Source organism: Aminobacter sp. Y103A (assembly GCF_030294925.1).
GTDB lineage: Bacteria > Pseudomonadota > Alphaproteobacteria > Rhizobiales > Rhizobiaceae > Aminobacter > Aminobacter ciceronei.
Map to the genome: position 1 here is coordinate 325,134 of NZ_AP017986.1, position 24,354 is coordinate 349,487.

Annotated in this window: 19 protein-coding genes; 8 read left to right on the forward strand and 11 right to left on the reverse strand. The window is 65.2% G+C overall.

Annotation, left to right across the window (positions count from 1 at the left end):
• Positions 1-38: 38 nt before the first annotated feature.
• Positions 39-1,343: an imelysin family protein gene (locus Amn_RS01550; RefSeq protein ID WP_286294368.1), complete on the reverse strand. Its 1,305-nt coding sequence runs from the start codon at positions 1,341-1,343 to the stop codon at positions 39-41.
• Positions 1,344-1,974: 631 nt separating this feature from the next.
• Here Amn_RS01550 and Amn_RS01555 point away from each other — a divergent pair.
• A complete protein-coding gene (locus Amn_RS01555) occupies positions 1,975-3,207 on the forward strand; it encodes an NAD(P)/FAD-dependent oxidoreductase (protein WP_067955317.1) in 1,233 nt (410 codons plus the stop codon).
• Between the two features lie 54 nt (positions 3,208-3,261).
• Here the strand turns inward: Amn_RS01555 and Amn_RS01560 are convergent, their stop codons facing one another.
• A complete protein-coding gene (locus Amn_RS01560; RefSeq protein WP_286294369.1) occupies positions 3,262-3,807 on the reverse strand; it encodes a DinB family protein in 546 nt (181 codons plus the stop codon).
• 66 nt (positions 3,808-3,873) lie between these two features.
• On the opposite strand from Amn_RS01560, the gene Amn_RS01565 reads away from it, so the two are divergent.
• Positions 3,874-4,497, forward strand: a complete 624-nt coding sequence (locus tag Amn_RS01565; protein ID WP_312870997.1) for a TetR/AcrR family transcriptional regulator — start codon at positions 3,874-3,876, stop codon at positions 4,495-4,497.
• Positions 4,498-4,557: 60 nt separating this feature from the next.
• On the opposite strand, the gene Amn_RS01570 is transcribed toward Amn_RS01565, so the two are convergent.
• Positions 4,558-5,832: a 4-aminobutyrate--2-oxoglutarate transaminase gene (locus Amn_RS01570; protein WP_067965823.1), complete on the reverse strand. Its 1,275-nt coding sequence runs from the start codon at positions 5,830-5,832 to the stop codon at positions 4,558-4,560.
• A 188-nt stretch (positions 5,833-6,020) separates the two neighbouring features.
• Between Amn_RS01570 and Amn_RS01575 the strand changes: the two genes are divergently transcribed.
• Together Amn_RS01575 and Amn_RS01580 are read left to right on the forward strand one after the other, a co-directional pair.
• Positions 6,021-6,395 carry a YciI family protein gene (locus tag Amn_RS01575; protein WP_192319367.1) on the forward strand — a complete coding sequence of 125 codons (375 nt, stop codon included), beginning with the start codon at positions 6,021-6,023 and terminating at the stop codon, positions 6,393-6,395.
• Positions 6,392-7,681, forward strand: a complete 1,290-nt coding sequence (locus Amn_RS01580; RefSeq protein WP_286294370.1) for an RNA polymerase sigma factor — start codon at positions 6,392-6,394, stop codon at positions 7,679-7,681. The genes Amn_RS01575 and Amn_RS01580 overlap by 4 nt, the downstream gene beginning before the upstream one ends.
• A 116-nt stretch (positions 7,682-7,797) precedes the next feature.
• Here Amn_RS01580 and Amn_RS01585 read toward each other — a convergent pair whose 3' ends face one another.
• From Amn_RS01585 to Amn_RS01620, 8 genes are all read right to left on the reverse strand, one after another.
• A complete protein-coding gene (locus tag Amn_RS01585) occupies positions 7,798-8,673 on the reverse strand; it encodes a DUF2189 domain-containing protein (protein WP_067955308.1) in 876 nt (291 codons plus the stop codon).
• A 214-nt stretch (positions 8,674-8,887) separates the two neighbouring features.
• Entirely contained in the window at positions 8,888-9,793 is a 906-nt protein-coding gene (locus Amn_RS01590; protein WP_286294371.1) for a carbohydrate kinase family protein, read from the reverse strand.
• Between the two features lie 60 nt (positions 9,794-9,853).
• Entirely contained in the window at positions 9,854-11,098 is a 1,245-nt protein-coding gene (locus Amn_RS01595) for a Gfo/Idh/MocA family protein (RefSeq protein ID WP_067955306.1), read from the reverse strand.
• A gap of 21 nt (positions 11,099-11,119) precedes the next feature.
• Positions 11,120-12,136, reverse strand: a complete 1,017-nt coding sequence (locus Amn_RS01600) for a LacI family DNA-binding transcriptional regulator (protein ID WP_286294372.1) — start codon at positions 12,134-12,136, stop codon at positions 11,120-11,122.
• Positions 12,133-13,122 carry an ABC transporter permease gene (locus tag Amn_RS01605; RefSeq protein WP_067955302.1) on the reverse strand — a complete coding sequence of 330 codons (990 nt, stop codon included), beginning with the start codon at positions 13,120-13,122 and terminating at the stop codon, positions 12,133-12,135. The genes Amn_RS01600 and Amn_RS01605 overlap by 4 nt, the downstream gene beginning before the upstream one ends.
• On the reverse strand, positions 13,119-14,105 hold the full coding sequence (locus Amn_RS01610) for an ABC transporter permease (protein ID WP_439502387.1): 987 nt from the start codon (positions 14,103-14,105) through the stop codon (positions 13,119-13,121). The genes Amn_RS01605 and Amn_RS01610 overlap by 4 nt, the downstream gene beginning before the upstream one ends.
• Positions 14,105-15,604: a sugar ABC transporter ATP-binding protein gene (locus Amn_RS01615; protein WP_286294374.1), complete on the reverse strand. Its 1,500-nt coding sequence runs from the start codon at positions 15,602-15,604 to the stop codon at positions 14,105-14,107. The genes Amn_RS01610 and Amn_RS01615 overlap by 1 nt, the downstream gene beginning before the upstream one ends.
• Before the next feature lie 82 nt (positions 15,605-15,686).
• On the reverse strand, positions 15,687-16,712 hold the full coding sequence (locus Amn_RS01620; RefSeq protein ID WP_067965821.1) for an ABC transporter substrate-binding protein: 1,026 nt from the start codon (positions 16,710-16,712) through the stop codon (positions 15,687-15,689).
• 211 nt (positions 16,713-16,923) lie between these two features.
• Between Amn_RS01620 and Amn_RS01625 the strand changes: the two genes are divergently transcribed.
• The 4 genes from Amn_RS01625 (at position 16,924) to rpe (ending at position 24,303) form a co-directional block, all read left to right on the forward strand.
• Positions 16,924-17,763: a DMT family transporter gene (locus Amn_RS01625; RefSeq protein WP_286294375.1), complete on the forward strand. Its 840-nt coding sequence runs from the start codon at positions 16,924-16,926 to the stop codon at positions 17,761-17,763.
• A gap of 344 nt (positions 17,764-18,107) precedes the next feature.
• A complete protein-coding gene (locus Amn_RS01630; RefSeq protein ID WP_502874744.1) occupies positions 18,108-20,093 on the forward strand; it encodes an NHL repeat-containing protein in 1,986 nt (661 codons plus the stop codon).
• A gap of 11 nt (positions 20,094-20,104) precedes the next feature.
• Positions 20,105-23,383, forward strand: coding sequence for an EB domain-containing protein (locus Amn_RS01635; RefSeq protein ID WP_286294376.1), 3,279 nt, complete (start codon positions 20,105-20,107; stop codon positions 23,381-23,383).
• Between the two features lie 245 nt (positions 23,384-23,628).
• Positions 23,629-24,303, forward strand: a complete 675-nt coding sequence (gene rpe / locus Amn_RS01640) for a ribulose-phosphate 3-epimerase (protein ID WP_067955269.1) — start codon at positions 23,629-23,631, stop codon at positions 24,301-24,303.
• Positions 24,304-24,354 lie beyond the last annotated feature (51 nt).

Sequence of the window (24,354 nt, forward strand, 5' to 3'; positions counted from 1 at the left end):
GCGCCGTTTGGCTAGAGAAACTTAGGCGCGGCAAGCCCTCACTGGAAGACCTTGTCAGGCGAATCCAGGCTGTCCGAACCTTCGAATGCGATGGCGTCGAGCTTGAGCGCGGCAACCGCGCGCTCGATCGACTTGGTCTGGTCGACCAGCGCGTCGATGGCCGCCTGCACCGTGGCGTTGCCTTCGGTGTTGCCTTCGCCGATCTGCTGGTCATAGGCCTCGCCGCCGACGGCGCGGGCCTGGATCGCTTCCATCTTGGCGACCGTGGTGTCGAGCTTGCCGCTGAGCTCGGTGTCGAGCCCTGCGTCCGCTTCCTTGACCATGTCGGAGACCGACGGGCCCTCGACGGTCGAGCCGTCGATGCGCTTGTAGCTGCCGTGATAGGCGTTGCGGATGCCGACGGCGTCATAGAGATGCGAGATATGGGTGTTGTCGGAGAAGCAGTCATGCTCCTCTTCCGGATCGTGGAGCAAAAGGCCGAGCTTCATGCGTTCGCCGGCCAATTCGCCGTAGGACAACGAGCCCATGCCGGTCAGGATGGTCGAAATGCCAGCCTTGGCGTCGCCGTCGAGAAGCGCCTTGCGGGCCGCGCCGTCGGCCTTCCAGTTGCCGACCATCTCCTCGAGATCGGCGACGAGCAGGTCGGAAGCGGCGTTCAGATACTGGCCGCGGCGGTCGCAGTTACCGCCGGTGCAATTGGCGGTGTCATAGTCGGTGTAGGGACGGTTGCCGGCGCCGGGTCCGGTGCCGTTCAAATCCTGGCCCCAGAGCAGGAACTCGATGGCATGATAGCCGCTGGCGACGTTGGCCTCGATGCCACCGGCTTCCTGCAGCGTGCCGGCCAGCAACTCGGGCGTGATCTTGGAGGCATCGACCTTCTGGCCGTTGATCTCGATCGACGGGTTGGCGATGACGTTGGCGGTGTAGAGCGAGTTCTCGTCGGACTCGGTGCCATAGCCCTTGTCGACATAGTCGATCAGGCCTTCATCCAGCGGCCATGCGTTGACGCGGCCTTCCCAGTCGTCGACGATCGCGTTGCCGAAGCGGTAGACTTCCGTCTGCTGGTAGGGGATGCGGGCAGCCTTCCAGGCTTCGCGCGCTGCCTTCAGCGTCTCGTCCGACGGCTTGGCGATCAGCGCTTCGATGGCTGTGTCGAGTGCCTTGGCTGATGTCAGCGAGTCTTCGTATTTGGCAAGCGCAATGTTGGAATAGGTGGTGAGAACGGCCTTGGCGTCGGTTGCGGCCTTGGCCGGCAGCACGAAGATCGCGGCGGTCAGCGCGGTCGTCGCGGCAATGGCGGCGAGCCTGCCGTAGTGACGGTTGCGCGAGATGGATGCAGGCATGGTCTCTCCTCAGTGAACCAGTTGGCGCCGGCAAGCGCCTGGAAATCGTGTGCCGTCAGCATTTCTTGCTGGATCGGCGGCATGGCATCGAAAGAAAGCTCAGGGGCGATCCGGCCTCGGATATGCGCGTGGTTCGAGGCCCTGATAGGGCGCAGCGCGACCAAGCTGCAAACAGCCGCGCCATGGCGCGGTTCGACGAAGGCAGGCACCCAGATAGCTCCAATCGAAAGGGTTAAAGGCCCAGACATCAAAGACAGGCGCTGTAAAGCACGACTTCATAAAAGCCGAGCGCCATCAAAAGTCAACGCAATTTCGGCTAAAAGCGTAGCGGTATCAATAGTTTGGAATGATTCTAAACTGTTTCTGTCCAGTTTTTTTGCAGAGCTTCTTGAGGCCAAGCCGTTGATTTGTCGAGACATGGCGCGGGACCTGCCGAGCAGCACCCGGCACCCGCTGCGACATCAGGTAGCGCCACGACGCGGGATGATCAGGGGGCCACGCCTGGCACTATCTGGCCCGCCTGTACGATATGAAATCCCGCCTGTCAGCCATGAAATCACGTCATGGCCCCTTGCGGCGGAGGCCCCTAGCGGTCATTTCGGTAGAGGTTTCCGGTGTTGCAGAGGCGAGCATGAAGAACGGTGTGGTGATTGTCGGGGCCGGCCATGCCGGCGTGCAGGCTGCAGCCAGCCTTCGCGAGGAGGGCTACGATGGGCCGGTCATTCTGCTCGGCGACGAGAAGGAGCTGCCCTACCACAAGCCGCCGCTGTCCAAGACCTTCATCAAGGATGCTGCCGCCCAACCGCAGCCCTTGCGCGGCGAGGTGTTTTACACCGGCCACACCATCGACTTCCGGCCCGGAACCCTGGTCGAACGCATCGATGCCGCGGCGCGCCGGCTCGAACTCGCCGGCGGCGGTGACCTTGCCTATGACCAGCTGATCCTTGCCACGGGTTCGCGCCCGCGCCTGCTGCCGCTGCCGGGGGCCCATCTTGCAGGCGTGCTGTCGCTTCGCTCTGTGGCCGATGCCCGGCTGATCCGCGAGCAGAGCGCTGCCTGCGAGGAAGTCGTCGTCATCGGCGGAGGCTTCATCGGCCTGGAGATCGCCGCCACGCTCGCCGCCGGCGGCCGCAAGGTGACGGTGATCGAGGCGCTCGACCGCCTGCTCGGCCGCGCCGTGGCACCCCTGATCGCCGAACATGTGCGCCAGCGCCTGACGGCATCGGGTGTCCGCATCCTGCTCAAGACCACCATCGAGCGCATCGAAGGTGAGGACGGCCATGTCGCGAGCGTGCTGACCTCTTCCGGCGAGCATCTGCCGGCGAAGATGGTGATAACAGGCATCGGCGTCGTGCCCAATGTCGAACTGGCCGAGACGGCGGGGCTGGCGATCGCCAACGGCATCCGCATCGACACGGCCATGCGCAGCTCGGTCGAGAACATTCTCGCCATCGGCGACAACGCCAGCTACCGCCATTGGCAGACCGGCAGCGACGTGCGCCTGGAATCGGTGCAGAACGCCACTGACCAGGCCAAGCTCGCCGCCCGCACGGTTCTTGGCCATCCCGGTGACTACGTCGCCGTACCGTGGTTCTGGTCCGACATTGGCGACATGAAGTTGCAGATGGTTGGCCTGACCGCCGGCAGCGACCGCCAGATCCTGTCGGGCGATCCGGCCGAGAACCGCTTCTCGGTGTTCCATTTCATCGGCGACCGCCTTGTCGCCATCGAATCTGTCAATCGTCCCGCCGACCACATGCTCGGCCGCAAGATGCTCGGCCTCGGCTTCTCGCCGACGACGGAGCAGGTGGCGGGTGGGGCCGAGGCGCTCAAGGCTGCACTGGCGGCGCTGCCGGCGGGGTAGTCGCTCGAGAACCCCGCTGGCAAGCCAATCGACCCGTGGATTTGAGGACCCGCGCTAGCCTGAGACTGCTGCTGTTGTGGCGGATGTCGGTGCTTGGCTGCCTTGCAGGCGGCGCGCCGGTTCCGTCTGGTGGAGATAGACGGCGAGCGTATCCCATGGCGGCATGATGGACAGCTGCGACAGGATGCGGCCGACCTCGCCGCGGTGATAGCCGCCGTGCAGGATGACATGGCCCAGCATTTCTTCCCGCGACATGTATCCCTTGTCGCCGTCGGTGAACATGAATGCCAACCGCTCGGTCAGCCGGCCTGATGGTACATGCTCGACATAGTCGAGATACCACCGGTCCGAGTCAGTGACGGCCGACCGCAAGTCCGCAAGGGTCGGTGTTTGCGCGACATTGTCCGAGGTGTAACGGTGCGTCTCGCCGCTCAGATGCGCGGCAAAAATCCGGGCGACGACATGGTAATGGCTGATCAGCCGCAACGCCCTGGCCAGCTCCGCCCCCTGCCGCTCCGGGTCGAGTTCTTCGAGCTTGCCGAACAGATCTGCATTGGCCCAGGTGTGATAGCCGAACAGGGTGTGCAGAAGACCGCTCATCGCGAGGCTCCTTTTGTCTGTGTGCAAATGTGAGTAACGTCCTGATGATCGTCCGGAGCAGCCCAAGTGTCTACTCGCATTGCGAAATCGAACTCCCCGATGCGCAAGCTGCCGCGGCAGGGCCGTTCGCAAGCGACCGTCGAGGCGATCATCGAGGCCGGGGCTCACATTCTGGGCGAGAAGGGCTGGGACGACTTTAGCACCAACAAGGTTGCCGAACTGGCGGGTGTGAGCATCGGATCGCTCTACCAGTATTTTCCCGACAAGCAGTCGCTGGTCGAGGCCATTCGGCGCCGCCATCTCGACGATTGCCTTGCCGTCATGCGCGGGTCGCTGCGCGAGGGAAAGGCTGTCGAGCAATTTGCCGAGGATCTCGTGCGCGACATGTTCGCGGCGCACAGCATCAATCCGGGGCTGCATCGCAAGCTGCTCGACGAGGCTCAGAGCTCCGAGAGCATGAGGGATCCCAACAGCGCTTTCGAAGCCGAGTATCTCGGTCACTACACCGCCGCTGTCGCCGCTTATCGGACCTCGCGATCGGGGGCGAATGAGCGGGTTGCCGGTATGGTCCTTTCCGACCTGATGGACGGCGTGGTTCACAACGCCGCCCGTCGCGGCTTGCTCGGCTCCGAGGAGCTGAAACAAGAGCTGATCCGGCTGGTGCGGGCCTATCTCACAGTTGCGGACTGAACGGCGGCTCCGGCACCATTCATGTGATGCCGGAGGAGACCTGTTGCATCGGCAAGCAGCTTATGTCCGCACTTCCCGGATCGACGCCTCCAGAATATCGAGCGCCTCGGTCAGGACGTCGTCCTGGATGGTGATTGGCGCGAGGAAACGGATGACGTTGCCGTGGACGCCGCAGGTGAGCAGGATCAGGCCCTTGTCGAGCGCCTTGAGCCTGACGGCGTTGGCGAAGTCGGCCGAGGGCAGCTTGGTCTTTGCGTCGTTGAACTCGACAGCATTCATGAAGCCGAGACCGCGGATGTCTGATATCTCCGGCACGTCGTCGCGCAAGGATTCCAGCCGCTGCTTGAGCCGCGCGCCGAGCTGATTGGCGCGGTCGCAGAGTTTTTCGTCCTCGATGACGTCGAGCACGGCGTGTGCTGCCGCGACACCGATCGGGCTGCCGCCATAGGTGCCGCCGAGGCCGCCGGGATTGGGCGCGTCCATCAGTTCGGCGCGGCCGGTGACGGCGGCCAGCGGGAAGCCGCCGGCGAGGCTTTTCGCCATCGTCATCAGGTCGGGCGCGACGTCATGATGGTCCATGGCGAACATCTTGCCGGTGCGCGCAAAGCCGGTCTGAACCTCGTCGGCGATCAAGAGCATGCCGTGCTGGTCGCAGATCTTGCGCAGCGCCGTCATGAAGTCGCGCGGCACCTCGTAGAAGCCGCCTTCGCCCTGCACCGGCTCGATGATGATGGCCGCCACCCGCGCCGGGTCGACATCTGCCTTGAACAGCCGGTCGAGCGCCGCCAGCGCATCGGCCGTGGTGACGCCATGCAGCGGCACCGGGAAGGGCGCATGGAACACATCGGCCGGCATGGCGCCGAAGCCTGCCTTGTAGGGCTGCACCTTTCCGGTCAGCGCCATGCCCATGAATGTGCGGCCGTGGAAGCCGCCGGCAAAGGCGATGACTGCCTGGCGGCCGGTGGCGTTGCGGGCGATCTTGACGGCGTTCTCGACGGCTTCGGCGCCTGTCGTGACGAAGATCGTGCGCTTGTCGCCCTTCATCGGCGCGATCGCGTTCAGCCTTTCGCCGAGCCTGACATAGCTTTCATAGGGCACGACCTGATGGCAGGTATGGGTGAAGCGGTCGAGCTGTGCCTTGACCGCCTCGATGACGCGCGGGTGGCGATGGCCGGTGTTGACGACGGCGATGCCGGAAGAGAAGTCGATGTAGCGGCGGCCTTCGACATCCCAGATCTCGGAGTTCTCGGCGCGGTCGGCATAGACCTGCGTCGTCATGCCGACGCCGCGGGCAATGGTCTGCATCTTGCGCTGTGAAATTTCGGCGTTTTTCATCGGTGGTCCTCCAACCTCGCCGGCACCTTGCAGGCGCCAAACCGGCGTCATATCTGCACCTCTCCCGGTTTTTCACAAGCCGTCACGGTGATCGCAGGCATTGGTCCTCGCCGACGGCAAAAAAAGTTGCCGACGCCTTGTCGGAATTGCACATTCTCGCGCGTCCTAGTCATGAAGGAACTGAAAAGATGCTCTACGCCATCCTTTGCTACAACAACGAAGACGTCGTCTGCGCCTGGTCCAAGGAGCAGGACGACGAGGTGATGGCGCGCCTGCAGGTGGTCACCGGCAAGCTGCGCGACCAGGGCAGGCTCGGGCCGGTGGCCCGGCTGATGCCGACGACGGCTGCCACCACCCTGCGCAAGACCAGGGACGAACCATTGGTCATCGACGGGCCCTTTGCCGAAACCAAGGAGCAGTTCCTCGGTTTCTATGTCGTCGATTGCGAGACGCTCGACGATGCCGTGGCCGTGGCCAAGGACCTGGCGGAAGCCAATCCTGGCGGCGGCTCTTACGAACTGCGCCCGATAGGCGCATTTTTCCCCGGAAAAGAGGCAGCATGACCGACCCGGCCTGGATCAACACGGCACTTTCTTCCGCCCGGCCGCAGGCCGTGGCAGCCTTGCTTCGCTATTTCCGCAACCTCGACACGGCGGAAGAAGCGTTCCAGGAGGCCTGCCTGCGCGCCTTGCGCACATGGCCGGAGAAGGGACCGCCGCGTGATCCGGCCGCCTGGCTGATCTTCGTCGGCCGCAATTCCGGCATCGATGCTGCCCGCCGCCAGAGCAAGCAGGCGCCGCTGCCGGCCGAAGAGCTGGTGTCCGACCTCGAGGACGCCGAGGCCGACATCGCCGAACGGCTCGACGGCCAGCACTATCGCGACGACATCCTGCGCCTGCTGTTCATCTGCTGCCATCCCGATCTGCCGGCGACGCAGCAGGTGGCGCTCGCCCTGCGCATCGTTTCCGGCCTGTCGGTCAAGCAGATCGCCCGCGCCTTCCTCGTCGGCGAAAGCGCCATGGAACAACGCATCACCCGCGCCAAGGCGCGCATTGCCAATGCCGACGTGCCGTTCGAGGCGCCTGGCCCGGTGGAGCGCTCGGAGCGCGTCGCGGCCGTACTTGCCATGGTCTATCTCGTCTTCAACGAAGGCTATTCCGCCGGTGCCACCGAGATCGCCAACCGCGCGCCGCTGTGCGAGGAAGCGATCAGGCTGGCGCGGCTGTTGCTGCGCCTGTTCCAGACCGAGCCCGAGGTGATGGGCCTGACCGCGCTGCTTTTGCTCCAGCATGCCCGCGCTGCCGCCCGCTTCAATGCCGAGGGCGAGCTCGTGCTGATGGAGGATCAGGACCGCACGCTGTGGAACAAGGCGCTGATCGACGAAGGCCTGGCGTTGATCGACAAGGCGATGCGCCACCGTCGACCCGGCCCCTACCAGATCCAGTCGGCGATCGCAGCACTCCATGCCCGCGCCGCCCGGCCCGAGGATACCGACTGGGCCGAGATCGACCTGCTTTATTCGGTGCTGGAATCGATGACGCCGTCGCCTGTCGTCACGCTCAATCGCGCGGTTGCTTTTGCCAAGCTGCGCGGACCTGAGGCGGCGCTGAAGCTGATCGAGCCGCTGGCGCCGAAGCTGTCGGGCTACTTCCACTTCTTCGGTGTGAGGGGTGGGTTGCTGATGCAGCTCGGCCGCACCGACGAAGCGCGCGAAGCCTTCGACAGGGCGATCGCACTGGCCAACACCGCAGCTGAAGCCGCCCACATCCGCATGCATCTCGATCGGCTCTCAGTGCCGTCGCCGGCAGCGAAGCCGAAGGCCAAGGCGCCAAGCCGTCAGCTGCATTAGTCGCGCGGGTCCAAGTATCCACGCGGCGATGTCGATGCCGCGCGCCAGGACCCTCAGCCCATCACAGCAGACAACCTTCTCCCCCGTTACGGGGGAGAAGGTTGCGTCAGATTCGGCTAAGACCCGCGCAGCCAGTACGGGAAGTGCCTGTCTTCCCCCTGCTCGGGAGACGGAGGCAGCGGCGTCTTCTTGTCGGCCGGAACGTCCACGACCTTGCGATAGAGGTGCCAGGTCGCATGACCGAGCACCGGAATGACGACGGCGAGGCCAGCCAGGAACGGCAGCGACCCGATCAGCAGCGCGACGGCGACGATCAGGCCCCACAGAAGCATTGGCACTGGATTGTCCCGTACCGCCCGTGCCGACGTCTCGATCGCGGCATAGGCACCGACATCGGCGTCGAGCAGCAGCGGAAAGGCGACGACGGTGGTGCAGAGCACGACCAGGGCGAACAGGAAGCCGATCAGATTGCCGAGGAGAATCAGCGTCCAGCCGCGCTGGGTGGTGAAGAGATCGCTGAAGAACGCTGCCATCGACAGCGGGGCGTCGGCTCCGTAAAGCCAGCTGTAGAGCGCCTGCGCGACAAAAAGCCAGGCGACGAACAGCGCGAGCAGCATGATGCCGATGGCCACCATTGCCGGGATGGCCGGCGAATGCCTGACATCGAAGGCATGCCTCCAGGATGTGTCGAGGCCCTGCTCACGCCTTCGGCTGATCTCGTAGAGGCCGATGCCGAAGAAGGGACCCAGTAAGGCAAAGCCGGACATCAGCGGGAAAATGAGCTGCAGGGCGTTGCCGCCCGACGTCCATGTGATCAGGAACACCCCGACGATCGGGTAGATCAGGCACAGGAAAACGTAATGCGACGGCTTGTCCCAAAAGTCGTCCAAGCCACGTCGCAGCGCGTCGAACACATCAGCGACCGTTATCCGCCGGATGGCGGGATGCTCGATCGTATTGGTGGCGCCTGCGTACACATGGAAACTTGCCATGACCACTCCTCCGTTGGGGTGGGTCGCGGCCTGCGCTTGGCATGAGTGGTCACGCCAAACCGCGACCTTCACCTGGACAAATCATAGCGTGCTTCGAGAGATTTGACGACCCTGCGCGACCGTGCAGCTGATGGCTCACGCAAAGGTCATCGAACAAGGTGGCTTTGCCCGCCGCCAAAGCGGTCCAGGCAGAGTGCGTGGAGGCGTTCTGGCGTCAGCTGCAATAGCGGCGCGGAAAGGTCGAGATCGCCCGCGCGGCGATGTCGGTGCCGCGCGCCAGAGCTTCGGCAAGCGTCCGGCCCTTGGCGAGCGCCGCGAGCAAGGCAGCGTTGAACGTGTCGCCGGCGCCGACGGTGTCGATCACCTGGACCTTCGGCGATGCGGCGTGGAAATGTGCCCCGCCGGCATAGGCATGCGCGCCTTCGGCTCCGTCCTTGATGACGAGCGTATGCGAAGGGCCGATACGCCCGGCCAGAAGCTCGGCCGCGCCTTCGAGATCGTCCATGCCGGCAAGTCCCTTGGCTTCCTCGGCATTGATCAGCGACACGTCGGCAGCGGCAATCCATTCGCCCAGACGCTGCATGTTGGTCGCGCTCCAGCCGGCGGGTGGCCAGCCCGGATCGATCGCCGTGCGCCAGCCTCTGGCCGCAAGCGCCGCCAGAAGCTTGATGGTGCCTGCCTCGATGGCGGGCATCAGGAAGCCGCCCGAGATCAACGCGAAGGCGTTTTCGCCTGGCGCCCCGGGCAGGCGTTCAATAAGGTCGTCGAGGCTGGCGCGCTGCAAATGTCCGGGCGTGGTGAAAAACACCCGGTCGCCACCCTTGTGGACGATGCCGACGGTGAGCGTCGTCTCGCAGGGTTCGACGATCCATTCGGTCGATGGCTGGTCGAACTGGCCGCTCAGCCACGCGCCGTTCGAGTCGTTGCCGACCGAGGCGATCATGCGGTGTGCGACCTGCATGCCTGACAGCGCCAGCGCGGTGTTGCCGGCCGAGCCGCCCGGCCGCATCTCCGAGCGGTCGACCATCACTTCGGTGCCGACGGCAGGCCAGCCGTCGACCTCGCCGAGCACGAGGTCGACATTGACATTGCCGAGAACCAGCAGCGGCGGAACGGTCATGGGATGGCCTGTGATGCAAGAGAGCGGCCACACACATGGCACGGCCGCCGAATGGTCTGGTCAGGCACCAATGCGGGCCACGACCGGGACATAGTTTTCGAGTTCCGGAGCCGGGAAGCTGACCGAACCGGAAATCTCCGCCGAGCGGTAGAGCCCCATCAGGATCTCGACCACGGCGAGCCCGTCATGGAAGGTTTCCATCGGCGTCTCGCCCTTGCGGAAGCACTCGACCATGTGTCGGTTCTCGTCGGTGTAGCCATAGACGCCCGCTTCGTCTTCCAGCACCGGCATCAGACCCTGTTCGGCATTCTGCTTCTCGACAAGGTCCTCGCCTTCTTCGCCCTTGACCTCCCGCGACATGAATATCTTGAGGCCGGTGTTGAGCGAGTTGAACTCCATCGCATATTCCGGCCCGAGCAGTTCGAGCTGGATCCGCAGGCCGGCACCGACATAGGCCCAGGAGGTCGTCGCCTCGATCACCAGCTCGTTGCCGTCCTCGTCCTCGAGCAGGATGGTGCCGCGGGCGAAATCTTCGGACGGGCGGTTGCGGTAGTCCACCTCGCTGCCGAAGCGCTTGCGCAGCTGGTCGGCATAGTTGGGTCGCGTCCATTTGAGATTGGCGACGGTGCCGCTCACCTGCTTGATGGTCAGCGACTTGCGCGGGGCACCCGGCTTGGTCAGCAGATGGCGGGCGACCTCGACACTGTGGCACATCATGTCGGACAGCACGCCGCCGCCCTGCTTGTCGCCCTGCCAGAACCACGGCTCGTGCGGACCGGAATGCTCTTCGGCCGCGCGTGCCAGATAGGGCCGACCGGTGGCCGAGGCGGCGCGGCGCCAGATAATGTCCTTGCCGCGGATGACCGGCGTGCAGAACACCTGATTTTCAAGATAGCCGTGATTGAGGCCGGCGTCCTCAGCCAGGCGCAGCATCTCGCGCGCCTCGGCGATGGTCCGCGCCAGCGGCTTTTCGCAGGCAACCGCAATCACCTTGCTGCGGCCGGCCTTCACCTCGGCATGCAATGTGCGCATCACGTCGAGGCGGGTGTAGTTGGGCGACAGAATCCAGATCGCGTCGACATTGTCGGCGTTGACGAGCGATTCCAGGCTGTCGTGGCTGGTGCAGTCGCCCAAGCCGAGTTCGGCAACGCGGCTGGCGAAGCGGGCGCGGTTCTCGGCCTTGCGGCTGAACACGCCGGTGACATCGACATTGCGCACGCCGAGCATGCCCTTGAGGTGGAATTCCGCGATGAAGCCGCTTCCGACGAAGCCGACGCGCAGCCGCTGTTTGGGCAATCCGGTCATGTGAGGTCCCCTAGACTGAAATCATTTCGGCGCCGGCGCCGTGGTGCCGCGGACCTTGAGCGTTGTCGGCAGCATCACCGGCCTGCGCGGCGTGGCACCGCCCGACAGCAGGTCGAGCAGCATGGTCATGGCGGCGCGGCCGATGTCGGTGCGCGGCTGGCTGACTGTCGTCAGCGGCGGATAGAAGGCTTCGCTCAGGAACAGGTCGTCGAAGCCGACGACCGAGACCTGGCCGGGCACGTCGAGGCCGAGCTTGCGCAATTCGTGGATCACGCCGAAGGCCATTTCGTCGTTGGCGACGAAGATCGCCGTTGGCGGCTCGGGCAGTTCGAACAGCGCCCGGCACAGGCGCTGGCCGGTGTGCAGCAGATAGTCGCCGCGCTGCTCGTAGCCGTCCGGGATGGCGAGGCCTGCGGCCTGCATTGCGGCGCGATAGCCGTCGCGGCGGTCGACGCTCATGATCTCCGGCACCGGGCCGGAGACATGGGCAATGCGCCTGTGGCCAAGGCCGATCAGATGCTCGACGGCGTTGCGGGCGGCCGCCGCGTTGTCGATCATCACATGCGGGAAGCCGGCGTCCTGGATCTCCTCCAGCGCCACCACGATCGGCGCGCCGCCTTCGACCGAGGCGACAAAACCCTCGCGCCGGGGCAGCTTGCCGGTCATCAGGATCATGCCGTCGGCATGGCCGTCGCGCAGCATGTCGAAATACTCGATTTCGCGGTCGGAGTCGTTTTCGGTGTTGCCCATCAGCACCGAATAGCCGGCGGCGCGGGCGGTCGCTTCGACACCCTTGAGGATCTCGAGGTAGAACGGGTTGCCGACGTCGCGCACCACCATCAGCACCGCCATCGCCTTCTGCGTGCGCAGGTTGCGGGCGCTGACATTGGGCCGGTAATTCATCTCGCGCGCCATGTCGCGAATGCGGCTCAGCGTCGGCTCGGCGACGAGGCCGCTGTCGGAAAGCGCGCGCGACACGGTGGCTGCGGAAACGCCCAGCCGCTCGGCGATATCCTTGATCTTGGGTCGCTCGTTCATGCGCGCATCGCCCTGCCACGGCCGTAGAAGAGCATCAGGATCAGCAAGGTCGCGCCGAACACCATCTGCCGCCCGGATTCATCGATATGCACTGTCGTCAGGATGCTCTGGAGAACGACCAGCAGCACGGCGCCCGCCATCGTGCCCGTGTAGCCGCCCTTGCCGCCCGACAGCGGTGTGCCGCCGAACACCACCGCAATGATCGAAGGCAGCATGTACTGCTCGCCGACATTGGCGAAGGACGAGCCGGAATAGCCGATCAGGCACATGCCGGCGACCGCGGCGAAGGCGCCCGACAGCATGAACAGGGCGATGCGGGTGCGCTTCACCGGGACGCCGGCCATGAAGGCCGCCTGCTCGTTCGAGCCGATGGCGTAGATACGGTGGCCGAACACGGTGCGGCCGAGCATGAAGGCCATCAGCAGGCCGATCGCCACCCACAGCCAGATGATACCGGGCAGGCCGAAGAGGAAAGGCTGGGTGACGAACTGCGACAGACCGGGCGCGGCGCGTCCCGAGGGGATGCCGTTGCGGATGACGACGAGAAGACCTTGCAGCACGCCGAGCATGCCGAGCGTCATGACCAGCGGCGGGATGCGCAGCAGCGTCACGCCGAGGCCGTTGAACAGGCCGATCACTGCACCCGCGGCGATGCAGCCGAGGATCGCCGGCAGGATGCCGCTATCCGCACCGTTCATCAGATTGCCGCCGATGATGGCGCTGAGCGAGACGACGCCGCCGACCGACAGGTCGATGCCTTCGCGGCCGCCAAGGATGACCAGGTTCTGGCCGGCGGCGACGATGCCGAGCAGGGCGGCGACGATGAGCAGGCGCAGGATCTGCTGACCCGAGGCGAAGCCGGGCGACAGCGCCTCGCCGAGCAGCAAGAGCGCGGCGATGAGGGTCAGCGCCACGACCAGCGGCTGCTTGAGGAAGGTCAGCACCGGCGAGGGGGCTGCCGCTGGCGTTTGGGTTGCTGCGGTCATGCGCGTGCCCTCCGTCCGACAAGGATGCCCGCCATCAGGGCGACGAGAATGGCGAGGCCCTGGACCAGGTTCTGCCATTCCGACGGCGTGCCGACGAAGAACACCAGCGAGTTGATCAGCCCGATGATCAGCGCACCGATGATCGAGCCGACGACGGTGCCGAAACCGCCCGACAGCGCGCTGCCGCCTAGCACCACCGCCGCCACAGAGAACAAGGTCATCTTGCCGCCGACAAGTGGGTCGCCGCTGGCCGTGTCGCCGGTGATACAGAAGGCGGCGAGCGCCGCAAACAGGCCGCAGAGCGCGTAGCCCTGGACGCGGATCTTCGTCACCGGCAGGCCGCTCTGGTAGGCAGCCTGCGCATCGTCGCCGACCGCGAGCAACTGCGTTGCGAGCCTTGTGCGGGCAAGCACGTAGAGCACGATCGCCAGCAGAGCCACGGCGAAATAGACAAACGGAATCTCAAAGAAGCGTCCGCCATAGGTACGCCAGAAGGCGGCGGGCGCCGGCGTGCCGGCCACCGGCATGACGTAGAGCGCCAGCCCGGTGAAGAAGATCGAGGTGGCGAAGGTGGCGACGATCGCCTGCAGCCGGAGCGCCGCAACCACGATGCCATTGATAATGCCACAGGCGAGGCCAACGAAGAGCCCGATGCCGAGCGCTGCAACCACCGAGAAGCCGCTGCCGCCCAGCTTCTCCATCGTCACCACGATGACGACATTGACCAAAGAGACGATGGCGCCTGCCGACAGGTCGATGTCGCCGGCATAGACGACATAGGTCTGGGCGATGGCGAGCATCATCAGCGCCAGATAGGTCTTGGTCAGGCCGGTGATGCCGGCAAAGCTTACGCTGCGCGGCTGGTAGAGGCCGTTGAGCGCAAGCAAGACGATGGCGATGACCAGCGCCGGCAGGAACGGATGGCGCTCGACGAGGCGCTTCAATCCGCCCGGCTTGCTGGAGGGAAGGGACGCGGCTGTCATCACGCGGCCTCGTAAGCTGCCTGGTAGAGATTGTAGCGCGTTCTGTCGGCGCCGGTGAGTTCGCGGCGCACCGCACCGCCGTTGAAGACGAGGATGCGGTCGGCATTGTTGAGCAGCTCGGCATCCTCCGAGGAATAGAGCACGATGCCCATGCCCTCGGCGGCGAGCTGGCGGATCAGCGCGAACAGATCTGCCTTAGCCGACAGGTCGATACCCTTGGTCGGATCATCGAGCAACAGCACGTCGGGCCGGTCGATCAGCCAACGGGCGATGACGATCTTCTGCTGGTTGCCGCCCGACAGCGAATTGATCGGGTAGCCGAGCCCGGCAAATTTGGTGTGCAGCGCCTCGAGCGCCGGCTTGACCCGCTCGGCCAATGCCGAGGGTCGGGCGAGGAACAGCTTCTGGCGGAGATAATGGATCGGCGTGACGTTTTCGAGGATCGGCCGGCCCTGGATCACGCCGTCGCGGCTGCGGTCGCCGGAGACATAGGCGAGGCCGCGTCGGATCGCCGCGCGTGGGTCAGATGGCGCAAAAGTCGAACCCGCCAATGTGAGCGTGCCGCCATTCGAGGGAGTGGCGCCGAAGATGGCGCGCAGCACCGCCGACTGGCCCTGGCCATGCAGGCCGCCGAAACCAAGAATCTCACCTTTGGCGACCTCGAAGCCGACATTGGCGAAACCCTTGCCGAAGAAACGGGAGACCGTCAGCACCGGTGCCTTGCGATCGGCGGCCTCGGCCGGCGGTGCGCTGGCGCCGGGCGCCAGCTCGTCCTGGCCGCCGACCATCAGCCTGATGACCTCGCCGGGATTGGTGTCGGCGATGTTCTTGGTGCCGACCGTCTCGCCGTCGCGGATGACGGTGACGCGGTCACCGATGGCGAAGATCTCATCCATGCGGTGCGAGATGAAGATGATGCTGCGGCCCGCGGCCTTGAGGTCGCGCAGGATGTCGAAGAAGCGGTCGACCTGGGCCCGGTCGAGTGCCGATGTCGGTTCGTCGAAGATGGTGATGGGTGCTTCGGTCGCCAGCGCCTTCATGATCTCGACCAATTGGCGCTGGTCGGCGCGCAGGTTCTCGACCACTGCCTCGGCCGAGAAGCCCTCGCCGGAAACGGTGTCGAACAAAGCGATGTAACGCTGTGCCCGGCTCTCCAGGGCTGCGCGGTCGACGAAGATGCCGCCCGGCATGTCGGGCAGGCAGATGTTTTCTGCAACCGTCCGATGTCCGGCCAGGCTGAGCTCCTGGTAGAAGATGCCGATGCCTGATGCGCGTGCGGAATGCGGGCCGGTGATGGTGACCGGCTTGTTGTCGATCAGGATCTCGCCGCCGTCCGGCCGCACGCTGCCGGCCAGCACCTTGCACAAGGTGCTCTTGCCCGAACCGTTCGAGCCGATCAGCACATGCACTTCGCCTGCCTCGACCGTTAGGTCGCCGCGGCGCAAGGCCAAGGTAGCGCCGTAAGCCTTGCTTACGCCGCGCATGATGAGTTTTGACATGGTGGTGGCTTCCCGGTGCTTCGTCGGTCGCGGGGACGCGGGCCTGTGTGCAGGTGCCGCGTCCCCCGTCTTGGGAGGAAGCTTACTTGAAGAGCTTTTCGGCGTCTTCGATGGAAAGCTGGCTGGTGTAGGAATAGTAGCCCGGCTTGCCGTCTACCGCCTTCGCAGCGTCAGCGAGGTTCTTGCTGTCGATGAACGGGATCGGCAGGTACATGGCGTTCTTGTACTGGCCAGCCGTTGCCGGTTCCTTCAGTTCCTTGCCCTGCAGCATCAGCACGGCGACGTTGAGTGCCGAGGCCATCACGCCGGGCGGGTTCACCGAGGCGCCCGAGTTGAGCTTGTCCTTGGTCCAGATGTCGATGAAGTCCTTGCGGATCTCGCCGGTGGCGGCGATCGACGATTCCTTCTTGGCATCGATGATCGACTTCCAGGCGCCCGCCGCCATGCCGTCTTGCACCCAGACGCCGTTGATGTCGGGGTAGGTGGCGAGCAGGTTCTGCATCGCCTGCTGGCCCTGGGCCTGATCCCAGTTGGCGTTGACTTCGTTGACGATCTTGATGTCGGGATACTGGCCGAACACTTCCTTGTAGCCGGCGACGCGCATCTCGTTGGCCGGGTGGCCGGCGACGCCGTTGATCGCAACGACATTGCCCTTGCCGCCGAGCGTTTCGGCGAGCCACTTGGCGCCGGCCGCACCCCAGGCCTTCTGGTCGATGCCGACATAGGTGGCGTCAGGCGACGACACTTCGGCGTCGGTCGAGATTACCAGGATGCCGGCTTCCTTGGCCTGGGCGAAGACCGGGTCGAACGCCGTCGGGCTGTTCGGGTTGATGATGATGGCGTTGACGCCTTCGCTGATGAAGTTGCGGACATGCGCGATCTGGCCGGGCACGTCGACATTGGCGCTCTGCACCACGACCTCGACATTGACGCCCTTGTCCTTCCAGGCAGCCGCTGCGGCCTGGGCTTCCTCGATCATCTGCGTGCGCCACTCCGAGCCGACCCAACCATTGGACAGGCCGATCTTGTAGTCGGCCGCCTGGGTCGAGAACGCCGACACGGCCAGTGCCGCGACGGTGGTGAGCGCCAGTGCTGAAAATTTCCTCATGAACTCCTCCCGATGCACAGAAAAACTGCTGCAAGGGATCATATGCTGAAAATGTAATCGATTTCAATCGCGATTTTCCGGCATTCTGGCGGGGTGATGTCGAAACGCCGACCGCGACCAGTCGCTCCCGGCATGTTACGTTCGCGCAGCTGGTCCAATGGCGGATCCGGCGGCGTCGATGCAGTCGCCAAATACAGACGAGGTCCGTTCCGTGACCATTCTGCTGACGGTGCTGGCGATGATCGCTTTTGCGGCCAACTCGCTGCTGGCGCGTTCAGCTCTCGACGGCGGCGCGATCGATGCGGTTGCCTACACTGCGATCCGCCTGTGCTCCGGCGCGGCGGCGTTGCTGCTGCTGATCTCCTGGCAGCGCGGCCGCAGCATCTTTCGAGCCCGGCCCGGCAACTGGCCGTCGGCTGTCGCCCTGTTCGCTTATGCCTTGGCGTTTTCGCTTGCCTATCTCCGCCTTGGCGCCGCGGTGGGTGCGCTTGTGCTTTTCGCGTCCGTCCAGGGCACCATGATCTTTTGGGGCATTATCAGGCGAACCCGGCCAACCCTGCGCGAGCTTGCCGGGTTGGTCATTGCCTTTGCGGCTTTCCTCTATCTCGTGCTGCCCGGCCTCAACGCTCCTGATGCCATCGGCAGCGTGCTGATGGTGGTTTCGGGCATTGCGTGGGGCATCTACTCGCTACGTGGCCGTGGCTCGGCGAGCCCCCTTGGCGATACCGCCGGCAATTTCCTGCGCGCCGCCTTGATCTGCATCCCACTCGCCCTGCTGCCCACCTTCGGCGCCGGTGTGACCGCGCGCGGCGTCTACCTCGCCGCCGCCTCAGGCGTCGTTGCTTCCGGATTGGGCTATGCGATCTGGTACCGCGCCTTGCCCGGTCTCACGCCGACCCAGGCCGCCGTCGTCCAGCTGACGGTCCCGGTCATTGCGGCGGCGGGCGCCACGGTATTCCTGTCCGAGGTTCTGTCGGCGCGCCTGGTGCTTGCCAGCATCTGCATCCTGTCAGGTGTCGCGCTGGCGATCACGTCACGCCGTCCAGTTTGAAAACGTCGACCCCGGTCCAATCCGGCGTGAACCTTTCCCTGCTCGGCCGCGACCCATGCGCAGGCCCCGCATGATGCGGCGTCAGCAAAGGAAAGAAGCCAATGACCACAGACACCAGGTGTTGCGGGTCACCGCGAGCACCCGGAGCACGGCGCGATCACTGCCTCAGGGAGAGGGTGGACGCGTTGGGCTTCGGGCTTGTTCCATTGACCCAAGGTAAGCCCCGGCGTATCGTCGCGCCGAGGGACATTCTAAGGACTGCAAGGGAGGAAAGTGCCGGGTATCAGCGCTTTGCACTTGCTTGCGCGCCAGCACCTTCTTCCACCCAACTCGGGAGAGGTGCCATGCCGTGCTTTCGTGGTGGTTCCGGCGCGCTCGCGCGACCAGCCGAACCGTCCAGCCTCCGCCTGAGGGCACTGGCGCTCAATGCCGGCATGGCCGCCCTGGCGCTTGCCGCCGGCCTGTGGCTGGCGCCACCGGCACAGGCCCAGGAAACGCAGATCATCAATCCCGGATCGATGGCGGTGACCGGCTTTTCCGGCACCGTCATCCCTGGGTTCGAGGAAGGGCTGCCACCCGGCGTCGATCCGGTCGACGAAACCTTCATCGACACCGAGCGCGCGACCTTGCGCGTTTTCGACGTCACGGCACTTGGCGGACCACCCTCCGGCCAACTCGTCAACACGCCGCAGCCCTTCGAGGTCCTGGCCAGCCAGATCGGCCAGGTCTTCGCCCTGACCTTTGACGATGGCGTCCGCAACGGTACCCCGTCAGGCGTACCCGACCTCTACGCGGGCGCGACCTCGCTGCACGGCATTCGCATCGTCACGCCCGACGCCGACGCAGACGGTCGGCCCGAGCGCGAGCGTCGCGGCAAGGCCGGCGCCACTTTCATGGCCGGCCAGTTCGGCGAGGAGAATGGCGGCGGACCCGGCACCATCTGGCGCATCGACGGCATTTCGGGTGCCGTCAGCAAATTCGCCGACATCGACACAAACAGCGGTCCCGGCATTGGCGACGTCACCTTCGACAAGGTTCATCGCCAGTTCTTCGCCTCCGATCTCGACACCGGCCTGATCCACCGCATCGACGCAACGGGCGCTGCGGTCGACACCTTCGACCACGGTGTTGAGGGGCGTCCGGTGCGCGGACTGGCGCCGACGGCCGACGACGGCGCGGTGATGGATATCGAAGGTGCCGCCTTCGACAGCGAGGACGCAGGCACCTGGGGCTACACCCAGGACGAACGTCGGGTCTGGGGCACAGCCTTTTATGGCGGCCGCGTCTACTACGCGGTCGGTGACAAGGCCGAGATCTGGTCGGTCGGTATCGCCCGCGACGGCAAATTCGCCGGCGATCCGCGCTGGGAGCTGACGGTTACGGCCGACAAGGACCTTCCGGTCACCGACATCGCCTTCGACAACAAGGGCTTCATGTATCTGGCCCAGCGCGGCGAGATCGAAAACCGCTACGACTACAGCCAGTTCGCCGACACCGGCGATGGCGAGGTCATCCGCTACTGGCGCGAAAGCCCCGACGATCCGGCGACCGAAAGCATCTGGGTGCCGGTGCCGCAGGAATATGCCGTCGGTTTCCCCGAGGGCAATCGCCAGTCGGCCGGCGGCATCGACCTGCAATATGGCTATGACGCGCAGGGCTTCCTCAACCCCAACGCCTGCACCGACACCATCGTCAAGACGGGCGACAAGCTGAGGGACAATCCGGCCCTGGCCGAGCAGCTCGCCGTGGGCGGTCCGCTTGCCGTCCATGGCGTGCAGATCACCTCGCCCTCACTCGTCAAGCCGGCCAACGTTCCGCCCTTCGGCTCGTGGTTCGTCGACTTCGACAGCTTCTTCGAGGACCCCGAGGTCGAGGGTCACGTCGGCGACGTCGAGATCTGGCGGCCATGCGAAGGCCGTGCCGGCTACTACGAGCAGCTCCCTTATCCGGGCGATTATCCGACGCCGCTGTGGCCGCCGGACTTCCCGCCGCCCGGCAACATCCCGCCTTGTCTCGACGTCGAGGCGGTCGAGTATTTCTGCACCCCGGCCGGGCTCGAGGCCGATCTCTATGTGCGCGACGTTGCAGGCATCGGCGGCGATTCCGTCAAGGCCGATTCCAGGACGCCGGGCGTCGGCATTACACCGTTGCAACAGACCAAGGCTCCGGGCGCGCCGTTCACCATCGGGGTGACGGGGCACTTCCCCGGCGACACGGTCAATGTCGGCCTGTGCTTCTACAAGCAGTCCGACGCCGACAAGGGTGGCTATTACCCTTGCTGCAAGGTGGTGGTGCCGCTGGCAACGCCCGCCGCAAGCTGCGAACCGTGAGGGAGGGAGAGATGACACTTCACACCTCCGCCCCGCTCGCCACGCAGAGCAACCCAACCGTCATGGAGACGATCATGAAACCCCTGTCCTTTGCCAGGCGCGGCGCGCGCTGGCTGGTGGCAGCAGGGATCGCGCTCGCCGCCATGCCCTTGTCGCCGGCAGCAGCCCAGCCGCTGCCCGAGGTCGTGCCTGAATTGAGGCTCGACCATGCCGTACCGCATCCCGGCCACGACGACGTCGTGCCGTTCTTCACCAAGAAGGGCGTCCAGCGCAATTGCGACTATGTCATCTACAATCTGCGTTTCGGCGCCCGCGGCAATCCGGAGAAATTCTTTGATCCGGCCTTCGCCAACGGCCTGAAGGCGTTGCGGATGGACTTCCGCGACCAGGTCGCCGCTGGGTTGACGATCGTCAACGTCCAGGCATCAGGTGACGGCACCGATGCCGTCGGCGGTCCATTGCCGGCAGCGACCATCGGCACCACGACCAACCCCAATGATACGGCCACGATTTCCGACTTCCGCCTGTCGGCGACCGATCTCGACGGCGTCGGTGTACCCAACGAGCGCTACATCGACATCCGCATCACGGCTCTGATCGACCACGCCGCCTTCCCGGCGCCCGCGGTCGTCGACAATCAGGGCTTCGTCAAGCTTTCGGCAGGCCCCGGCTCGATCGAGATCCCCTCGCACGATCCGTCCAAGCCCGACGACGGCGACTTCCGTACCGGCGAAAAGACCTCTATCCGCATCGACGTCACCGACTGCGAGCCGCCTCCGCCCCCGCCTCCTGGCGGTGACGGGCCGTGCTTCAAAGTCGAACGCGGCGATGTCGATTGTGTGCCCGGCGGCGGCGCCTACATCTACAACATGCCTGTCGGACCCGAGATGGCCGGCCGCTGGGTGCAGCTTCGCACCACCACGCCCGGCATCACCATCGATCCGCCGCTGCAGCTCGTTCCGCCTGGTGGCGGCGTGCTGCACTGGGAGATCGAAGGTGCCGGCCCAGGTGATGTCGTGCATCTGATCGTCACCGGCATCGAGACCTATGCCGGTCCGGAAGAAGGTGTCGGCCTGTGCTGCACCCAGACCGTCGATATCGTCATTCCGCCCGACCTCAGGTGCCCGCCCGAAAAGCAGCCCGACATCAAGGTCGAGAAGCGTGCCGACGTTGCCCGCTGCACCTATCTTGGCGGTTGCAACTTCACCATCCGCGTTACCAATGTCGGCGACGGCCCTTACAACGGCAAGATCGTGCTCGACGAAGTGACCTTGCCAGGCAATGCGACGATAGATTCCGGGCCCAATCCGCCCTGGACCTGTCTGCCGGCAACCAGCCCGATGAGCTGCGAGCATCCCGCGACCACACTCGATCCCGGCGAGTTTGTCGAACTCAAGATCGGCTTCAAGCCCGGACCAGGCTGGGAAGCACGCTTCATCCGCAACTGCGCCGAGTACGACTACACGGCGAGCGGCAAGCCCGAGGCGTTTGGCCGTACCGACAACGACAAGGCCTGCGCCACCATTCCGATCTGCAAGCGCGGCGATCCCGATTGCCGTCCGCCTGTCGAGAAGAAGGTCGACCTGCGCATCACCAAGGACCCACGTTCGGTGTCCTGCAGCGCCGCCGGTGTCTGCAGCTTCCTGATCCGTGTCTACAACAACGGCACCCAAAACTATGTCGGCCCGCTGACCGTGATCGACGACTATCCCACGGGAGCGCCGGCGTCCTCGACCTTCGGACCGACCCCGCCCTGGGCCTGCGGTCCAGCCGGCCCCGGTCAGTTCCGCTGCGATCATCCCGGCGTGGCGCTGGTGCCGGGCGCGTCTGTGCCGCTCTCCGTGGTTGCCATCGTGCCGGCGGACTACCAGTCCGACACGATCCGCAACTGCGGTGAAGTGCAGGCGATCCCCGGTGAGACGGTGCTGGCCAACAACAAGGCCTGTGCCGAGATGCGCATCCCGCATCCGGGACGTCCGAAGCTGAGTGTCCAGAAGACCGGCGACCGGCTGTGCCGGACCGGCCAGCCCTGCACGTTCGAGATCACCATCACCAACAGCGGCACCGGTCCCTTCAATGGCTCGGTCCGCATCGGCGATGCGATCGGCGTGGACGGGCTCGGCCGGCTGGACGGCGTTCCGATCAGCTCGATCGAACCGCCCTTCGGCTGCTCGCCGGAACCGACGACGCTGCCGCTGTCCTGTGTCGCCAACGTCAGCCTCGGCGCCGGCGAAAGCCGTGTCCACAGGGTGACGGTGGTAATCCCGGACGATGGTCGCCTTGCCAACTTCCCGCGGCCGGCGCCGGCCCAGAACTGCGTTGCCGTGCTTCCGCCCGACACGCCGGTTCGCGGGCTCGATATGGCCGGTGGCACGGCAGTTCCGGGCGGCCTTGGCGGCAGCCCTTATGCCTGCCACCGCTTCCTGATCGACCATGAAGAAAAGCAGCAGTGCTCGGAAGGCTTCGTGCTCAACCAGGCAGGCCGCTGCGTTTGCCCCGAGGGGACGACCTTCCGCAATGGCCAGTGCGTGCCCGATGGCGGCACGGTGACGCCGGTTCCGCCGGTCAAACCGCAATGCCGCCTGTTGCCGGGCCAGATCCGCACCGAAGACGGACGCTGCATCTGCCCGCGCGGCACGGAACTGTCGAATGGCAAATGCGTGCGGCCGGAGCAGCCGCCGGAACGGCAGTGCAAGCTGCTGCCCGGCCAGATCCGGACACAGGACGGAAGCTGCATCTGCCCGCGTGGCACCGAGCTCAAGAACGGCCGCTGCGTCAAGGATGTGCCTCCGGTGCGCCAGTGCACGCTGCTTCCGGGCCAGATCCGGACGCAGGACGGACGTTGCATCTGCCCGCGCGGCACCGAGCTCAGGAACGGCCGCTGCGTCAAGGATGTGCCGCCGGTACGTCAGTGCACGCTGCTGCCTGGCCAGATCCGGACCAAGGACGGGCGCTGCATCTGCCCGCGTGGTACCGAGCTGATCAGGGGCGCATGCCGCAAGGCACCGACGACGCAGTGCCCAGACGGCACCTCGCTGGTGCGCGGCCGCTGCGTGCCCGACCGTCAGGACACCGTCTGCCGCCGTGGCGAGGTGCTGATCAACGGCCAGTGCATGACCGTCGAGCGTGAATGCCCGCGCGGCACGATCGGCAAGTATCCGAACTGCCGTCCGCGCCAGCGTCCGACGCTCGAGATCATGCCGATCAATCCTGACGTGTTCCGCGGCCTGATCCCGCAGAGGCAGCCACAGCCTCAGCGGCCCAGCAACAACAACATCATTCCGCAGTGATCGGAGCGAACGCATGGAACCCCGCCGGCCTGGCCGGCGGGGGTCTGCTTTTCAGGCGTGAGGGCACCATTTTTCGAGTGACGGCCTGCTCGGCTTCTTTTCCGCAACTACGGTCGGAAAACCGCCGCACATCTCCCCGGAATTGCGCTTGGCCGCGATGCGGCGGGATTCTCGGCTCGACAAGGGCCGCCGCTTTAATTAGGCAGTCCGGAAAACCGGCTCTGCCCCTTTCGAAAGGCCTGAACGTGAGCAACAAGACCCTGATTGCACCCTCGGTGCTGTCGTCCGATTTCTCCAAGCTCGGCGACGAGGTCGAGGCGATCGTCGCCGCAGGCGCCGACTGGATCCATCTCGATGTCATGGACGGCCATTTCGTCCCCAACATCACCTTCGGCCCGCCTGTTATCAAGGCGATCCGCAACCGCACCGACAAGGTGTTCGACTGCCATCTGATGATCCAGCCCGCCGACCCGTATCTCGCGGCTTTCGCTGACGCCGGCTGCGACATCATCACGGTTCATGCCGAAGCCGGTCCGCATCTCGACCGCTCGCTGCAGACAATCCGCAATCTCGGCAAGAAGGCCGGCGTGTCGCTCAATCCGTCGACGCCGGAATCGGTGATCGAATACGTGCTCGACCGCCTCGACCTGGTGTTGCTGATGACGGTCAACCCGGGCTTCGGCGGCCAGGCCTTCATCCCGGCGGTGATCGACAAGGTCAAGCGCGTCAAGGCGATGATCGGCAACCGTCCGATCGACATCGAAATCGACGGCGGCGTCACGCCCGAAACCGCACCGCTGGTCACCGCCGCAGGCGCCAATGTGCTCGTCGCCGGCAATGCCGTGTTCAAGGGCGGACCCTCGGCCTATGCGGCAAACATCGAGGCGATCCGGGCTGCTGCCGACAAGGCGGTGATCTGAGACTTGGATATTAGGGGAAAAGGCTCCCCCTCTCCGTCACGGCTTCGAAGC

Coding starts and splice junctions, on each gene's coding strand:
- Amn_RS01550 (WP_286294368.1), bottom strand. CDS start 1,343: ATGCCTGCATCCATCTCGCGCAACCGTCACTACGGCAGGCTCGCCGCC.
- Amn_RS01555 (WP_067955317.1), top strand. CDS start 1,975: ATGAAGAACGGTGTGGTGATTGTCGGGGCCGGCCATGCCGGCGTGCAG.
- Amn_RS01560 (WP_286294369.1), bottom strand. CDS start 3,807: ATGAGCGGTCTTCTGCACACCCTGTTCGGCTATCACACCTGGGCCAAT.
- Amn_RS01570 (WP_067965823.1), bottom strand. CDS start 5,832: ATGAAAAACGCCGAAATTTCACAGCGCAAGATGCAGACCATTGCCCGC.
- Amn_RS01575 (WP_192319367.1), top strand. CDS start 6,021: ATGCTCTACGCCATCCTTTGCTACAACAACGAAGACGTCGTCTGCGCC.
- Amn_RS01580 (WP_286294370.1), top strand. CDS start 6,392: ATGACCGACCCGGCCTGGATCAACACGGCACTTTCTTCCGCCCGGCCG.
- Amn_RS01585 (WP_067955308.1), bottom strand. CDS start 8,673: ATGGCAAGTTTCCATGTGTACGCAGGCGCCACCAATACGATCGAGCAT.
- Amn_RS01590 (WP_286294371.1), bottom strand. CDS start 9,793: ATGACCGTTCCGCCGCTGCTGGTTCTCGGCAATGTCAATGTCGACCTC.
- Amn_RS01595 (WP_067955306.1), bottom strand. CDS start 11,098: ATGACCGGATTGCCCAAACAGCGGCTGCGCGTCGGCTTCGTCGGAAGC.
- Amn_RS01600 (WP_286294372.1), bottom strand. CDS start 12,136: ATGAACGAGCGACCCAAGATCAAGGATATCGCCGAGCGGCTGGGCGTT.
- Amn_RS01605 (WP_067955302.1), bottom strand. CDS start 13,122: ATGACCGCAGCAACCCAAACGCCAGCGGCAGCCCCCTCGCCGGTGCTG.
- Amn_RS01610 (WP_439502387.1), bottom strand. CDS start 14,105: ATGACAGCCGCGTCCCTTCCCTCCAGCAAGCCGGGCGGATTGAAGCGC.
- Amn_RS01615 (WP_286294374.1), bottom strand. CDS start 15,604: ATGTCAAAACTCATCATGCGCGGCGTAAGCAAGGCTTACGGCGCTACC.
- Amn_RS01620 (WP_067965821.1), bottom strand. CDS start 16,712: ATGAGGAAATTTTCAGCACTGGCGCTCACCACCGTCGCGGCACTGGCC.
- Amn_RS01630 (WP_502874744.1), top strand. CDS start 18,108: ATGCCGTGCTTTCGTGGTGGTTCCGGCGCGCTCGCGCGACCAGCCGAA.
- Amn_RS01635 (WP_286294376.1), top strand. CDS start 20,105: ATGACACTTCACACCTCCGCCCCGCTCGCCACGCAGAGCAACCCAACC.